The 14,145-nt window shown below is 43.1% G+C and carries 16 protein-coding genes; 9 read left to right on the forward strand and 7 right to left on the reverse strand.

The window, feature by feature from the left end:
* Positions 1 to 113: 113 nt before the first annotated feature.
* Positions 114 to 560, reverse strand: a complete 447-nt coding sequence (locus L3V30_RS08400) for a peptide-methionine (S)-S-oxide reductase (RefSeq protein WP_237308800.1) — start codon at positions 558 to 560, stop codon at positions 114 to 116.
* A gap of 193 nt (positions 561 to 753) precedes the next feature.
* Here L3V30_RS08400 and L3V30_RS08405 point away from each other — a divergent pair, with 193 nt between their 5' ends.
* Both L3V30_RS08405 and L3V30_RS08410 read left to right on the forward strand, forming a co-directional pair.
* Entirely contained in the window at positions 754 to 1,143 is a 390-nt protein-coding gene (locus L3V30_RS08405; RefSeq protein ID WP_237308701.1) for a VOC family protein, read from the forward strand.
* A 91-nt stretch (positions 1,144 to 1,234) separates the two neighbouring features.
* Positions 1,235 to 1,975, forward strand: coding sequence for a DNA-binding transcriptional regulator YciT (locus L3V30_RS08410; RefSeq protein ID WP_053808097.1), 741 nt, complete (start codon positions 1,235 to 1,237; stop codon positions 1,973 to 1,975).
* Between the two features lie 3 nt (positions 1,976 to 1,978).
* Here the strand turns inward: L3V30_RS08410 and L3V30_RS08415 are convergent, their stop codons facing one another.
* The 3 genes from L3V30_RS08415 to L3V30_RS08425 are packed head-to-tail and all read right to left on the reverse strand — an operon-like array spanning position 1,979 to position 3,776.
* Positions 1,979 to 2,335, reverse strand: coding sequence for a VOC family protein (locus tag L3V30_RS08415; RefSeq protein WP_054866935.1), 357 nt, complete (start codon positions 2,333 to 2,335; stop codon positions 1,979 to 1,981).
* A 29-nt stretch (positions 2,336 to 2,364) separates the two neighbouring features.
* Positions 2,365 to 3,018, reverse strand: a complete 654-nt coding sequence (locus L3V30_RS08420) for an isochorismatase family protein (protein ID WP_005392655.1) — start codon at positions 3,016 to 3,018, stop codon at positions 2,365 to 2,367.
* A 32-nt stretch (positions 3,019 to 3,050) separates the two neighbouring features.
* Positions 3,051 to 3,776 carry an NUDIX domain-containing protein gene (locus L3V30_RS08425; RefSeq protein WP_005373953.1) on the reverse strand — a complete coding sequence of 242 codons (726 nt, stop codon included), beginning with the start codon at positions 3,774 to 3,776 and terminating at the stop codon, positions 3,051 to 3,053.
* 299 nt (positions 3,777 to 4,075) lie between these two features.
* Here L3V30_RS08425 and pncB point away from each other — a divergent pair, with 299 nt between their 5' ends.
* The 4 genes from pncB (at position 4,076) to L3V30_RS08445 (ending at position 7,763) form a co-directional block, all read left to right on the forward strand.
* Positions 4,076 to 5,386 (forward strand): nicotinate phosphoribosyltransferase, encoded by a 1,311-nt coding sequence (pncB, locus tag L3V30_RS08430; protein ID WP_237308702.1) that lies wholly within the window; start codon positions 4,076 to 4,078, stop codon positions 5,384 to 5,386.
* Between the two features lie 334 nt (positions 5,387 to 5,720).
* Positions 5,721 to 6,080 (forward strand): hypothetical protein, encoded by a 360-nt coding sequence (locus tag L3V30_RS08435; protein ID WP_005373947.1) that lies wholly within the window; start codon positions 5,721 to 5,723, stop codon positions 6,078 to 6,080.
* Positions 6,081 to 6,294: 214 nt separating this feature from the next.
* Positions 6,295 to 6,813 (forward strand): glycine zipper 2TM domain-containing protein, encoded by a 519-nt coding sequence (locus tag L3V30_RS08440; RefSeq protein ID WP_237308703.1) that lies wholly within the window; start codon positions 6,295 to 6,297, stop codon positions 6,811 to 6,813.
* A gap of 170 nt (positions 6,814 to 6,983) precedes the next feature.
* Entirely contained in the window at positions 6,984 to 7,763 is a 780-nt protein-coding gene (locus L3V30_RS08445; RefSeq protein WP_237308704.1) for a methyltransferase domain-containing protein, read from the forward strand.
* A gap of 65 nt (positions 7,764 to 7,828) precedes the next feature.
* Here the strand turns inward: L3V30_RS08445 and L3V30_RS08450 are convergent, their stop codons facing one another.
* Positions 7,829 to 8,725, reverse strand: coding sequence for a DMT family transporter (locus tag L3V30_RS08450; RefSeq protein WP_237308705.1), 897 nt, complete (start codon positions 8,723 to 8,725; stop codon positions 7,829 to 7,831).
* A 94-nt stretch (positions 8,726 to 8,819) separates the two neighbouring features.
* Between L3V30_RS08450 and L3V30_RS08455 the strand changes: the two genes are divergently transcribed.
* From L3V30_RS08455 to L3V30_RS08465, 3 genes are all read left to right on the forward strand, one after another.
* Positions 8,820 to 9,704 carry a LysR family transcriptional regulator gene (locus tag L3V30_RS08455; protein WP_005392662.1) on the forward strand — a complete coding sequence of 295 codons (885 nt, stop codon included), beginning with the start codon at positions 8,820 to 8,822 and terminating at the stop codon, positions 9,702 to 9,704.
* Between the two features lie 180 nt (positions 9,705 to 9,884).
* Positions 9,885 to 10,499, forward strand: a complete 615-nt coding sequence (locus tag L3V30_RS08460; protein WP_005373936.1) for an outer membrane beta-barrel protein — start codon at positions 9,885 to 9,887, stop codon at positions 10,497 to 10,499.
* A gap of 160 nt (positions 10,500 to 10,659) precedes the next feature.
* Positions 10,660 to 12,327, forward strand: coding sequence for an ABC transporter substrate-binding protein (locus L3V30_RS08465; protein ID WP_237308706.1), 1,668 nt, complete (start codon positions 10,660 to 10,662; stop codon positions 12,325 to 12,327).
* A 75-nt stretch (positions 12,328 to 12,402) separates the two neighbouring features.
* On the opposite strand, the gene ompV is transcribed toward L3V30_RS08465, so the two are convergent.
* Positions 12,403 to 13,179 carry an outer membrane protein OmpV gene (gene ompV, locus L3V30_RS08470; RefSeq protein ID WP_005392665.1) on the reverse strand — a complete coding sequence of 259 codons (777 nt, stop codon included), beginning with the start codon at positions 13,177 to 13,179 and terminating at the stop codon, positions 12,403 to 12,405.
* A gap of 219 nt (positions 13,180 to 13,398) precedes the next feature.
* A complete protein-coding gene (locus tag L3V30_RS08475; RefSeq protein WP_046873821.1) occupies positions 13,399 to 13,935 on the reverse strand; it encodes a copper resistance protein NlpE in 537 nt (178 codons plus the stop codon).
* Positions 13,936 to 14,145 lie beyond the last annotated feature (210 nt).

The following is a 14,145-nucleotide window of genomic DNA, read 5'->3' on the forward strand; positions in this document are numbered from 1 at the left end:
TTCGAAGGTATCGACACACTCGAATTTGGCGGCCAAAGCTTCATAACGGGTGTTCAAGAGCATCAGACTCGGCTGCTTAAGCTTCTTGGTGTTCTGTATGAAGCAGTTTATTCCTAAATTGGCTGCGAAATCTCGGTTGGAAAGCGCGTGAGTCGGTCTTGGTGCTCATCATCACTTGGCACGTAGTTTGTGAGTGGCAGCACTTCTACGGCGATTTTATCGGCATCCGGTCTTGCTGCGATAAACGCTTTAGCAATAGTTAGGTGTTGCTCGTTTTGACTATAAACACCGGTACGGTACTTTTCACCTACGTCTTCACCTTGCTTGTTAACGCTGTACGGGTCGATGATCTCAAACAGATACCCCATTAAAGTTTCAACCGAAACTTGTTCGGGGTCGAATTGGGTTTTCACGCATTCTGCGTAACCATCGTATTCGGATTGAGTGTTATCCGTCGTGCCATTTGCTCGTCCTGCTTCGGTGCTGATTACGCCGGGAAGGTGGCGCATAAATTCTTGAACGCCCCAAAGGCAGCCGCCTGCGAAGTAAATCTCTTCCATCATTTTATCCTGTAAAACTTTGCGCCATTATGGACATCACTTTCGCTCAAACACAACTCCAACCATAGATTTAATGACTCATTGATGAGCAGTTCGGACATTAAACAGGAACAACTCGGTGGTGATTTGCTCTCTTTTTTGTGCTGCTTTTCCTCGTTAGATTGAGCGCAGTTAAGAGCTAAGGGGAATCCTAATGAAAATTGAACATATCGCGATTTGGACAGAATGTTTGGAAGAGTTAAAAGCCTTCTATGAGAAATATTTTAACGCGGTGTCTAACGATAAATACCACAACCCAACTAAGCAGTTTTCAACTTACTTTCTTTCGTTTGAAAGTGGAGCACGATTGGAGTTAATGTCGATGGAAGGTGTGACCGCTTGTGAAAAATCTCATGCGAAGCAGGTAACAGGATTAGCACACTTTGCCTTCGCTTTAGGATCAGAGCAGGCGGTGGATCAATTAACCAAAACCTTAGTAGATGATGGCTACCAATGGATCGACGGTCCGAGACAAACGGGTGATGGTTACTACGAAAGCTGCGTATTAGATCCGGATGGCAACCGTCTAGAGCTTATGGTGTAACGCGACTTAGCTTATTTCTATCGTTCACAGGCTGCTTTCATATGAAAGTATTCGGGCGTATACTGCAAGCTCATCAATAAGGAGCGAGCCTGTGAATCCAAGACAAAATGAAATCCTGCAATTGGTTAATGACCGCAAACGCGTTCAAGTGACGGAGCTTTCTGACATTATCGGCGTGTCGGGCGTGACCATCAGGCAGGATTTGAATTTTCTGGAGCAACAGGGCTATCTAAAGCGCGTACACGGCGCAGCTACCGCATTGCAAAGTGATGATATTGATACCCGATTAGAAGTCCGTTTCGATATTAAACAATCACTTGCAAATAAAGCGGCGGACTTGGTATCACCAAACGAAACCGTATTGATCGAGGGCGGCAGTGCTAATGCGCTCTTGGCTCGCACTTTAGCTGAACGCGGCGATGTGACCATCATTACCCCATCGGCGTACATCGCCCATCTCATCCGTAACACCTCAGCCAACATTATCTTGCTTGGTGGTGTGTATCAGCATCAAGGTGAGAGCCTCGTTGGCCCGCTCACCAAACTCTGTATTGAGAACATTCACTTCAGCACGGCTTTCTTGGGTATAGACGGATTTCACCAAGACACTGGTTTTACTAGCCGAGACATGATGCGTGCCGACATCGCAGAGGCCATTCTGGCAAAGAATAGACGTAACATCGTACTGACGGACTCCAGTAAGTTTGGACAGATTTATCCTTCTTCAATTGGAAATACCAACGAAATATCGGTGTTGTTAACCGACAAAGCCGCTCCGAAAAGCGACCTTGAGCAAATCAAAAAGCTAGGTGTGGAAGTGGTGTTGGGGTAAGTACTAATTGCTCTCCGACCATACTGCGAATTCATTTCCACTTGGTTCGGTGAAGTGGAATCGGCAGCCGCCGGGAAATTCGAAAATAGGGCGGATAATTTTTCCACCATGCTGCTCAACTTTTATCTGCGTGGCCTGAATATCTGAGCTATAAAACACTAAAAGTGCGCCACCATTTGCGGTTTGGTTTACAAACTCAGATTTGAAGAATCCGCCATCTAACCCTTGTCCTGAAAATGCAGAGTATTCAGGACCATAATCGATAAAAGTCCAGTCAAAGGTACGCTCAAAAAATTGTTTTGTAGCGTTAATATTGGTGGAACCAAATTCGACGTAATTCAATTTTTCATGTTGATGCATAGTGAAATCCTTCTCGGTTACTATCGTCTCTAGGCGAATTTTTCTACGATGATGTCATCCGCTTTTTCGACAAATAATGCGCCTTGATCCTTGAGCTCTGTCAGCACATTTTCAACATTATCAGGCAGCACTGCGCGAGTTGAAGCAAGGTTGACCACCACATTGTAGCCAAGATCCAGTGCTTGCATGACGGATTTCTTCACACAAAAATCTAGCGCGAGACCACCGATCACTAGGGTATCAATCCCGTTGAATTTTAGAAATTCATGTGCACCTGTCGTTTTAGTATCGGCAATATCATGGAAGAAAATACCGTAAGGATGCGCATCAGGATCCATGCCTTTATTAACTTGAAAATCATAGTCCAAAACAGGTGGTAAACCGTCTAAAAGTTCAGAACCTGTTGTGCCAAGTACACAATGGCGGTTCCATTTTATATCCACATTGGGTAGACCGACGGGTTCAAGCATGTTGGCTGGTGTTTCGGCATCCCATTTTGCTTTTGGTGGGTGTAAGTCACGACTGACCAGTTTTAATCGGCCTTTGGCATGATTACTCAGAAGCTCCGGTACGATTTCCAACGCACCTGCAACGGGCAGTTCATTTGGACATAACTCGCTAAAGCCTTTCTCTGGATCAACGTCGATCACTGCTGTAGTTTGATAGTTTACTCGAACAGTCATGGCAGACTCCTTGTCTGTCTGATTGCCTGCGTTTATCCACGCAAACAGTTTTGAAAAAAGGTTACTTCGTCGCTGGTCAGCGTATATACCATTGCGGGTTTTCCACCTTTGCCTTTGTTGGTAGAAGCGACTTTATTGGTGGGCTTTAGTACGCCTGAATCTATCAAGCGGCGCTTAATCGTCATTCGGCTAATATCAATACCAAACTCTTGATAAGCAGAAATGATGTCGGCAACCAAAAACTCTTTGTCTAATGCAAACAAAAGAACCGATGTGTATTCAATGGATGCACGAAGCTTCTGCCACGCTTTTTCAATGGTTTTTTGATGGTCAAACGCGAGGGTCTCTTCTCCATTGAGTATAGCTTGTAGCGAAAACCATTTAAGTTGGCACTCTGGTACACCTGCATTGTTGATTTGCTCTACATTGTTACGATCGACTAAGGCGTAGTGCGTAATGTTTAAGCTCCAGTCTTCTGGATCACGTTTGGGATCGCCGTCGATAAAAGCTTCACTAAAGTGACGAGGGTAGGTATGGATTTTCTCGCGGCAAATTCGGCGACGCGCCGCCTCAAAGTTTTCATCGGCCGGGCGTCCTCCTTCACTGGTTAAGTCTTTATCAAAGACAAATCCGCCCGGTAGTGCCCAGACTCCATGGTATGGCCGATTTGGATTTGAACGTTTAATCAACAACACTTCCAATCCCTTATCGGCACAGCCAGATAGCCTGAATGGAATAATGTCGACAGATACGATCATGGTTGGGTCCTAATATTGATTTGTAAGTAATCTAGCGCATAACAAGTGGTCAATCAATGGGTAAGTAACGAGTTGTGCGAAACGTTTTTGGTAGTGCTTCATAGTACGCCTTGAGTATAAATCTACGAATGAATCTGACTTATTCACAATCTCTGTGCGAATTCTAGACAGAAAAACCTTATAAAAATGAGTGGTTAGTAACAAAAGTTGACAAACTATAGATGGGTGTTTATTGTTTACGCAAATTAGTTAGTAACAAAAAGTTATATACCCAGGAAGGGCGTGTAGAAGGGCACCTAATGACCACCAAACTATTTTCTTCCCGCATCATTCAAAGCGCTTTGGATTTTGATGTCTACAAAGTCAATATGATAAGCGCAGTAACAGCGCTTTACCCTGATGCAATGGTGTCATACAAATTTATTGTGCGTAGCGAGGAAGATCTCTCTGAACTGCTACCAGAGGTAAAAGCAGAAGTTCTTAAACTGCAAGACATTCAATTTACGCAAGAAGAAATCGAATATATTAAGCGTGTCGCGCCTTACCTGAATCCTGATTTTGTTGATGCATTGCGCCATTTCCGGTTTAACCCGCAAAGTGATGTCTCTTTCCATAATAAAGCCATGGCTGATGGCTCAAGCCAGTTACGCATTACTATCAATGGTTTGTGGCGAGATACTATTTTGTACGAAACGATCATCATGAGTATCGTGTCTGAAGTTCGTAGCCGTCAGCGTTGGTCTGATATCCCTGTAGCACAATTTACCACCGTTTTAGAAGAGAAAGTTCGGTACCTAAAATCCGAACTAAAGCGTCGTAACATCACTAACTTTAAGTTTTCTGATATGTCGACGCGTCGACGTTTCTCTTTTCAAGCTCAGCGCACCATGCTGGAGTTCTTGTGCCAGGAAGTGCCGGAATGTTTGACAGGAACAAGCAACTACCACTTAGCAAAAGAACTGAATTTGACGCCTATCGGTACCGTTGCTCATGAATGGTTTATGGGCCATCAAGCTCTGGTGAATGTGCGAGATTCGCAAAAAGTGGCTTTGCAACGTTGGCAAAAAATGTTTAACGGTGCACTAGGTATTGCACTGACCGACACGATTGGTATTGATGCCTTCCTTAAAGACTTTGATGAAGAGCTAAGTAACGCGTATTTCGGTGTCCGTCACGATAGTGGTTGCCCTTATAGCTGGGGTGAAAAAATGATTGCACACTACCAGTCGCTTAATATAGACCCATTAACAAAAACACTGGTGTTTACCGACGGACTTAACTTCGAACAAGCGTTAGATATTTGCGAGTATTTCCAGGGACGTATTCAGGTGAGTTTTGGTATCGGTACTTTTCTTGCGAACGATATGGGTGATTATGTTAATAAAGAGGGTGAAGCCTACCAGCCACTTTCTATCGTGATCAAAATGGTCACGTGCAATGGTTCACCAGTCGCAAAAATCAGTGACGAACCTGAGAAAGCCATGTGTGAAGATATCTTCTTTTTAATGAACCTCAAGCGCCGCTTCGAGCAACCTCTTGATTTAAATGAGTGTCGTAAACTGATTGATCGTCTAGAAACTGAAGGTCAAAACTATCTCATCGACGCGTAGGCGTTATCCTCTCTCCTTGATAAGCACCCTCTATCGTTACGACAAATTTATATAGACAAACGTAGAGGGTGATTTCGTTATAGTAATACGCAGAAGTAACCAGATACAGCGTAGGAAAGCACTCGAAAATAAGGTTGTTTTTTTGATGTGCTATGTGCCTATGATTGGTGTAAATCGATACGTTACAGCATCGTGGAAGGTGTATTTTCATCGGACACTAAACTCAGTCTAATCACGTAGTTTATTCCCATGTACTATGAGGTCACTCGGGTATAGACGTCTATCTGCTTTTATGACTTTGGGCTTCGCGTAATTGCTTGAATCAGGAGTCAAAATGAACCTAGTAGTACATTTGCAAAAGAAAGCGATCCGAAAATATGGCTATGAGATGGCAACTCGGCAGGCATGGAAATGTGGCATCAAGGCAAATCTTGTTAAGCGCGTGATCGGCCTTTTTAAAGGACAAATTGTTTGTGTGGTTGAAGGTTGCCGCGCAGAGTTTTCTTCTCCTCTTAATAACCCCCTTCACGAAGATGACAAGCAAGGGCGATATGTGTTTGTTGGCGGTGTATGCTGGGAACCAAACAACATTATTGCTCCTGGCTTTCCTGATTTTATGTTTATGCATGTGCGTAACCTGAGTCACCGTCATAAGTATTTAACGGATGACGAACTGTTTTTAAGCTTGGCTTAAAAATAAGCCTCATAGGTTAATCAAGCCTAATCATAATCAGTAATGATACGGTTTTAGCTCAGTTGACATTCTGTTGAGTGTTTCTTGACGTACCTTTTATAAAACAGTGTTTCTTTACTCGTTAATGACAGAGGGTTTGTTTTCGCCTGATGTGATTTCCTAATTGCGATTTACTACACCGCTCATCAAAGCAAACCATACTGGGATGTAAATCATGAATATGAAATCTATCGCAATTGCAACGGCAGTTGTTGCTGTACTAGCAGGCTGTAAAGACAAAACGCCACCAGCTCCAACCCAAGCAAACATTACTTTGGTTGAAGCGGTGACTGAAACTGTGAAAAATCCACACCAAGTATGTAAAGACGTGGTAGTAACGGAGCAAGCTGCTCCTACGGATGATAATAAAATAATTGGTACGGTCGGCGGCGCAGCAGCTGGCGCGGCATTGGGTAACCAAATCGGTGGCGGCTCAGGTAAAGTGATTGCAACTGCAGCTGGTACGATCGCTGGTGCGTTAACGGGTCGTAAGATTCAGGAGAACGTGCAACAAGGCGATGTAGTGACAACGACGAAAAAGCAGTGCCACACAGAATACACAACATCTGAAAAAGTAGTGGGTTACGATGTCACTTATGAAGTTTCAGGTGCGCCAACGACGGTTCGCTTAGCGAGCAAGCCAGCGACAAAAACGTTCCCAATTCAAGATGGCAAAGTTGTTCTTCCGCAATAACTAGCTCCTCAACCGAAGTAATTAACAAGCCCTTTTATCTTTGAGATGAAAGGGCTTTTTCACATAAGCGGTGTTTTCATCTATTTTCCCGCGGGAATGTGCAGCCAGAATTACTAGTTAATTTCAGCGTTCGATACAATCACTTTTCTAAAAGTACGAACGGAAAATACATGGAAGATTTTTACCTGACCGATCGCGGTTTAGCTGGTTATTTCGAAGCGCAATGGTTCGACAAGTTCATCGAAGATAAGCAGATTGAGACGATAACCAGTCGCTCAAAACAAGTCCCACTTTCTTTTTTGTCATCACCTCACTGCTCCCAAGTCGCTGATTTTATTGCGCAGGCGGTAATCGAAAGCAGCGTTCAGCCGTATTCCCTACTTGAGGTTGGCGCGGCGCTGGGAAGAAACTATTATGAGTTAGTGCAACGCTTACCTAGCCTTAAAGAAGCGACGCTGGTTGAGCCTTCAAATAGGTTAATGGGAGGCTTTAAGCAGCTTTTAATAGAAGAACAACGGGTCGAGTTAACTTATCTGCACGATGTGAACACCATAAACACGTTAGAAGTAGAGAATAGAGATATCGTGCAAAAATGTGCTCATGTTGATTTGACGCTGATTAACCAACCTTTTGAGCACGATACTCTCCAATCTCGCTTTGATTTAGTCGTATGTTTGAACGTGGTTGATCAATGTGAGTCGCCACTTAGCGTGATCAACGCTCTAAAAGAAGCCACCAAGGTTGGCGGGCTGATGGTTGTCTCTTGCACTTATCAGTGGAACGCGAAACACATCAAAAATGAAGAAGAAGCGGTCGATGATATAAAAGAGTACTTTGCTGAAGGTTGGCGTTTAGTATCGGAAGCCGATCATGAATATCGCATCCGGTTTAATGATCGTTTTGCAAGGCAGTTTTTATCTCATGTGGTCGCTTACATCAGAATGGATTAGAGCTACATAAAAAAACCGAGCACTTACGACTCGGTTTTTTTTAGTCTTTGAGATAGAGCGCGATTTTAAGTAACGTGCGCCTCTTTTTGGTCTCGCTCTTGCTGAGCTTGCAGCTTTTTCTTGCGACGCTCTCGTTTAGAAAGCCAAACCAGCGGCACAACAATCATTATTGTTCCTATCGCCATGAATATGTCTGGCACTTCTCCAAACCAGATTAATCCCACAAACACGGCACCAATTAAGCCACTGTATTCAGCGCTGGCAATTTTGTTGCTATCAATCGAGCGGTAAGCGATCACACATGTTGCCGCATAAATCATGATGAACAAACTTGAGCCAGCAGCGACAGGGAAAGCACTCCAGTCCCAAGGTTCCGCTTCGATCAGAACAAGTAAGAAAGCCACGGGAATACCTGCCAAGTTTGTCATTAATAGCGTTTGCATGACGGACTGATTTTTTGGCAGTTTTCGAATAAGCAAGTTATTGATTGCCAGGGTAATAGCCACAACTAAAGCCGAAATCGCTGCCCAGTCGATTTGATCTGGACGAATGATGACCAACACACCAGCAAAGCCCATGATCGCAGCCGCGACCGATTGTTTAGACAGCTGTTCGCCAAAAAATATCGCGGCAAGCGGCAGCATGATTAATGGCGCGGCGTAGAAGATTGCGTTCGCAGTTGCGAGCGGTAAAGATGAAATCGCCAAAACCATAAATATAGCACCAAGCAACCACACGTGAGCGCGGACAGCATGCCATTTAAATCCTTCAAGAAAATGAGTCTTTTTTGTCAGCAAGCAGACAGGCAGTAGGAAAAGCACTGCGGAAATTTGTCGGAAAAAGACAAACTGAAAAATAGGCACTTCATTTCCGACACTTTTAATTAAAGAGTCCGAAAGCACCGCAATGAGATTCCCAACAATTAATAGCAGCATAGCTGCGCCGACCGATGTAACTTTCACTTATTTCCTCTCCTCTTTCTTTGCCAAAGAGTAGGTGATGTCATAGGATGAAGTGAAGTGATATTTATTAGTTTAAGTATGAGATTTTTAGATAATGAAATTGCCACCACTCAGAGCGGTTCACTGTTTTGAATCTGTCGCTCGAAACTCTAGCTTTTCGCTTGCGGCTGAAGAGCTCAATGTGACGCAAAGTGCCGTTAGTCATCAGATACGATTATTGGAAGATTATTTGGGCGAGTCATTATTTATTCGTCAAGGAAGAAAGCTCTCTTTATCGGATACTGGTGCTCGTTATTTAGAGGATATTAGCCCGGCAATTAGCTCTATTGCGATGGCCAGCCAAAAGGTGAGAGAAGGGGACAAAGGCAGCATACGTTTAGCGATTTATAGCTCGCTTGCCGTAAAGTGGCTTATTCCGCGTTTGTCTGATTTTAAGCGGTTACATCCGGAAATCGATCTGACACTCAATATGGTTGTTGGTGATCCTGAGCAGACAGATAGCGTTGGTGATTGCTTTATCACGGTAGAGAAGCCAAAGCGCAACTATATGTCGGTGAAGTTATACGCGGAAACGCTGTATCCGGTATGCAGCCATAAAATTTGGAAAGAGTTACAAGATCAACCCATTCCAGAAGCGCTTTGGCGATATCCTATTTTGTCGACAGATTCTATTTATCGTGAGAGAGGAAAAGACTGGGCAGAGTGGTGCAGAGCGGGTGGTTACACTTTGCCAAAAGATGTCGATGTTCAACATTTTAGTCATATGTTGTTGGCAATTGAGGCTGCACGTTATGACCAAGGCATCGCATTTGCGAATGATTTTATGCTCAATGAAAGAGATAAAGCGCATGATTTGGTGTATATCCCTTCTCATGGATTAGAGACGGGGGACAGCTTTTATTTTATTCATAAAAAGAGCCGAGCCAAGCAGGCGGAAATTATCAAACTCACTAATTGGTTGAAGCAACAGTGCTTGTAAAATGACTAAATTGTCATAATTAAGAAATAAAGTGGCAAAGTTGTGTTTAAATATTTCATGTTTTATTGAGTTTTTATTCATTAATATCAACTTGGTTTTGAAACCGAGTGAAATGGATAGCATGACGTGCTTAAGGATGGGCAAAACACAACCTCAATAATTAACAGGCAGTGAAATACAATGTTTAAAAAAACATGGCTAATGACAGCCCTTCTAGCAACATGTTCTGTTGCAAACGCAGCTCCTTACGTTGGTGCATCGGTAGGTCAAGCATCTTTTGGTGATGTTAATGGCTCTATCAATGGTGGTGGTACTAACGCTAGCACTAAACTTAAACTTGAAGATGACTCAAGCCTTTCAGGCAAAGTATTCGGTGGTTACAAATTCAACGAATACATTTCTCTAGAAGCAGCCATTGGTGGCTACGATGCTTTAGACGGCAAAGTTGTTACTGTTGGTGATATGAAGTATTTATCGATTCAACCAAAAGCGACTCTACCTATTGGTGATCGTTTCAACCTTTTTGCTAAAGCTGGTCTTTCTTACTTCAATGCTGAATTCAAAATTAGCAACTCTGTGATTGACGGTAGCGCAGGCCATACCACCATTTCTGACAGCACTGTAACAGGCATGTACGGTTTAGGTGCAGAGTTCGCTATTACTGAAAACTTTGCTCTGCAAGTTGAATGGGAATACATGATGCCTGAGCTAGACATTGCGAAATTTGGCAATGAAAAAGTAACGGTTGATGCAGACATCAATGTGTTCTCTGTAGGTATGAGCTACCGTTTCTAAGAATACTTATTCAAGTTACCTCTTGGCTTAGTACACGTTTTTGACTTCTGTTGGTCGAGCTGAGTCCAAGCTTTGAATATGTTTAGATATAGCACAGGAAGTTTAGTTGCTAAGCGTCCTGTGCTATTTTTTTGCTTTGGAATAACTCTTAGGAATCTTTGTGAACGATGTCAATCTTAGGTATCTGGATCTACTGTTAAAGCACTTTGAACCTCATCAATATCACTTCGTTACGCTGTCTGAGCTTGAAGTGGTAATTTGTACGTCAAGGCGCAATGTTTCTATTGTGATGAAAAAGCTTGCCTCTTACGGTTGGGTAGATTGGAAACCTGCAATTGGAAGAAGTAACGCCAGCCGTCTGAATATTACTATTTCCCTTCAACAAGCGATGACCGAATTTTTGGTTGAGGAACTTGGTCGGGGAAGAATGAACTCGATAACAAAACTTATCGATTGGTTCGGTCAAAGTGCTGTCAGGGCGCTGACGATTGCCTCTGAAAAAGTGAACCAGTTGAATGAGTCAAATAACGCTATTTTGATCTCCTCTTATCCTTGGGTGTCTAAGGTCGATCCTGCGAACACTTATCGTCATACTGAACTGCATGTGGCGAAAAGTGTTTATGATGTTTTGCTGACTCAAAATTCCAATGGTGGCATTGAGCCTTCGCTAGCACATGAGTGGAAAATGGAAGGCAATGTGATGACGTTATGGTTGAGGCCTGGAATATATCGTCACGATGGCGAACTTCTCAGCATACAAGATGTTGTTTGGAGCATCGAAAGGCTTAAGGAAATAAAAGGACCAGTACACGAGCTCTGGCAGTGTATTGACAGTGTGATTGCCGAAACATCGAGCTGCTTAAAAATCACATTGAAACATCCGAACATGTTTTTTCCATACATGCTAGCCACTCCTCACGCTTCTATTCTTTGTCGAGATGTTGTTTCTTTCGGTTCTGGTTATTCTTACCACATAGGCACCGGACCATTTAAAATCAGTGGTTGGAACCAAGAGAGTATGCTTCTTCAAGCACACAAAGAATATTTTTCAGCACGCGCGTTGTTGGACCAAATTACGCTGTCTCATGGTGATGTTAAAACCCTGAATATGTTGAGTTTTAACCAAACCTCTGATCACGTTGAAGTGGAAAAAATCAGCGCATTTTCATATTTGACCTATCGGCAGCGCGCGGACTCTAATCTCGCAAAAGAAGACTGGCATCAACTCGCCGATTACATCAATGCGCAAAAGAGAATCTATGAGGCGCAAAGTGCCGTTGACAGCATTCAGTTAGCGACTCAAGATCAAGATTTACTAATCGCAGAGGCTGTTGTGACGCCTAAGCTACAGGGTAAAGTAGCGCTAGCCGAGCCAATCTGGACGATACCAAGTTTAATTCGTCACTCTGAGTGGTTGCACCGAGTGATTAGGGCGACGGGACTAGAGCTAGAGATCGTCATTATTGATGACATTAGTTTTCCTGAAGTCGTATCACATCGAGCGGACTTGCTCCTAATTGAAGAAGTCATGGAAGCGCCGTTTGAGTATGGCGTATTTGAATGGCTATCGATAGCAACAGGTTTGCGTTTTAGTTTTGATCAAAGCCAGATGTTGATCCATCGAGAAAACCTTCGCGAAGCCATGACAAATGCTCAATCTTTACAATCTCTTTTAGGCGTAGAAAAAGCGTTACGAGAGCAGTATCTTTATTTGCCTTTATTTGTTGGCTATGAAGAGGTGACAAAAACACAGCAAGTGCGCGGTGTTCAGGTGAAAAATACGGGTTATAGCGATTTGCATCGTCTCTGGATAGCTCACTCTAACTAGCATATTTCGACACGGTGAGCACAGAGTATGAATACATAAAGCCATCGCAATGATGGCTTTATGTGGAATGTAGAGTTAAAAGTTGTACGACACACTCGCACCAACAACCCATTGATTTGCACTATCAACAATCGAGGAATCGCTGATACCGCTGCCTAGGCGAGTGTATTGTGTCATTTGGCTCACTTGCCAGTTATCGTTGATTGGCATGACTAGCTTGTAGCCTAAACCATAGCTTACTGTTGAATCACCTTTGTACGCTTTGCGGTTTGCATTTGCTTCGCGTTGTTTTACGCCAAAGTAGTAATCTACGTAGTCTTCACTTTGATAAGTTAGGTTAGCAAAAGGAACAAAATCAACACTACCGAAGTTCATAATGTGGAAGTAAGTCGCGCCCGCTAAGTAACCTTTGTAAGCACCACTGATATCATGTTGAAGGTATGTTGAAATCACATTGTGTTGATCTAACGTAAAGTCAGTGTTCAAACCTAAATCGACAGCAAAGCGACGTTTATCCGTGCCTTTCAGGCTCTTTGCAATATCACCGTCACGCATGACACCACTGCCAACAAGGTAAGCACTCATGTTGATTAATTCATTGGTGTTACCGAAGAAGCGGTAGTTAATGCCACTTAGATCGGCGTTAAAGTCGTCACCATGGTAACCGCCATTTAGAATTGGAGCTGTATTGTATTTTTGATCTTTGAAAAGATCGCTGCCATGAGCCACTCCGACTTCCGCGTTCCAGCCACCTTCATTGTTGTAGATGTTACCGTTACGAATATAAGTATCACCAGCAACCGCTGAACCAGCAGCAGTCAGAGTTAGTAGTGCAATTAATGTCTTTTTCATCATTTTTCCGAGTTGTTCTGATTTGTTTTGAACACTGTACAAAATGAAGTTGTAAGCCTCTATCAGCAAAGCGTATGGAAATGTAATGAACCATCAGGATAAGAAGCGGAATGTAAGATCAGAGGAGGAAGATAAGAAAGGCAACCGCCGTCGATGGAAAGAAAAAATCCGAGTTGGGGTAGCTCGGATTTAGATTATTTATCAGGTATCGATACGAACTTATTGTTGTTTCGTTAAGTTGTATAACGGTGCTAGGTCACCTGTTACTTTTTCGCCATTCATGTCTAGCTTCATAAGTACATTTTCACCAACAAAGTATTGGTTTGGCGCATCTTCGTTTGTCAACGTTACGATGCTGCCGTTTGCATCCCAAGTGAATTGGCCTTCAGACTTTGACTGACCGTCTTCTTTGTCTTGGTAGCTTTCTTCAAGTACATAAGTGCCATCTTGATTTAGTGTGATGGTCATGTCGATACCTGAACAATCCGCACATGGAAGCGTACCTTTATATGTGCCGTTCCAGTCCAGGGCATTTTGTGCGTTATGCTCAGAGTCTACAAATGTTTCTTCAGTGATGACTTGTTCTTCTGCTACTGGCAGCGTGTCAATTGTCTCTGTAGTAACTTCTGCGCTAGTAGTGACTTCAGTTTCCGTCGCTTGAGGTACTTCAACTGCGCTTGTTTCGGCAGGTTTCTCATCTTGACAGCCTGCAAGAATGATTACCGCGCCTGTTAGTGCCAACATTGTTTTTTTCATTTTATCCCTCTTTAAATCAAGATTTTGTATGAGAGTAATAGTAGACATTTATCAGGTATTTGCGTCATCAAAAAGCAATAGAATGATCTATCTATGTCAATAAAACCGAATATGAGCATGAAATTGTCAGGAAAATCAGAACAATGTAAATGTTGATTGGGATATCAAGCTTGAGTCTACAAATAAATATCTAGAGGGGGGGGGGCAGAG

Source organism: Vibrio sp. A1-1 (genome assembly GCF_021728175.1).
Taxonomy (GTDB): domain Bacteria; phylum Pseudomonadota; class Gammaproteobacteria; order Enterobacterales; family Vibrionaceae; genus Vibrio; species Vibrio diabolicus.

Excerpts from the sequence above, each read along its gene's own strand:
- L3V30_RS08400 (WP_237308800.1), bottom strand. The coding sequence starts at position 560 with ATGGAAGAGATTTACTTCGCAGGCGGCTGCCTTTGGGGCGTTCAAGAA.
- L3V30_RS08405 (WP_237308701.1), top strand. The coding sequence starts at position 754 with ATGAAAATTGAACATATCGCGATTTGGACAGAATGTTTGGAAGAGTTA.
- L3V30_RS08415 (WP_054866935.1), bottom strand. The coding sequence starts at position 2,335 with ATGCATCAACATGAAAAATTGAATTACGTCGAATTTGGTTCCACCAAT.
- L3V30_RS08420 (WP_005392655.1), bottom strand. The coding sequence starts at position 3,018 with ATGACTGTTCGAGTAAACTATCAAACTACAGCAGTGATCGACGTTGAT.
- L3V30_RS08425 (WP_005373953.1), bottom strand. The coding sequence starts at position 3,776 with ATGATCGTATCTGTCGACATTATTCCATTCAGGCTATCTGGCTGTGCC.
- pncB (WP_237308702.1), top strand. The coding sequence starts at position 4,076 with ATGACCACCAAACTATTTTCTTCCCGCATCATTCAAAGCGCTTTGGAT.
- L3V30_RS08435 (WP_005373947.1), top strand. The coding sequence starts at position 5,721 with ATGAACCTAGTAGTACATTTGCAAAAGAAAGCGATCCGAAAATATGGC.
- L3V30_RS08440 (WP_237308703.1), top strand. The coding sequence starts at position 6,295 with ATGAATATGAAATCTATCGCAATTGCAACGGCAGTTGTTGCTGTACTA.
- L3V30_RS08445 (WP_237308704.1), top strand. The coding sequence starts at position 6,984 with ATGGAAGATTTTTACCTGACCGATCGCGGTTTAGCTGGTTATTTCGAA.
- L3V30_RS08455 (WP_005392662.1), top strand. The coding sequence starts at position 8,820 with ATGAAATTGCCACCACTCAGAGCGGTTCACTGTTTTGAATCTGTCGCT.
- L3V30_RS08460 (WP_005373936.1), top strand. The coding sequence starts at position 9,885 with ATGTTTAAAAAAACATGGCTAATGACAGCCCTTCTAGCAACATGTTCT.
- ompV (WP_005392665.1), bottom strand. The coding sequence starts at position 13,179 with ATGAAAAAGACATTAATTGCACTACTAACTCTGACTGCTGCTGGTTCA.
- L3V30_RS08475 (WP_046873821.1), bottom strand. The coding sequence starts at position 13,935 with ATGAAAAAAACAATGTTGGCACTAACAGGCGCGGTAATCATTCTTGCA.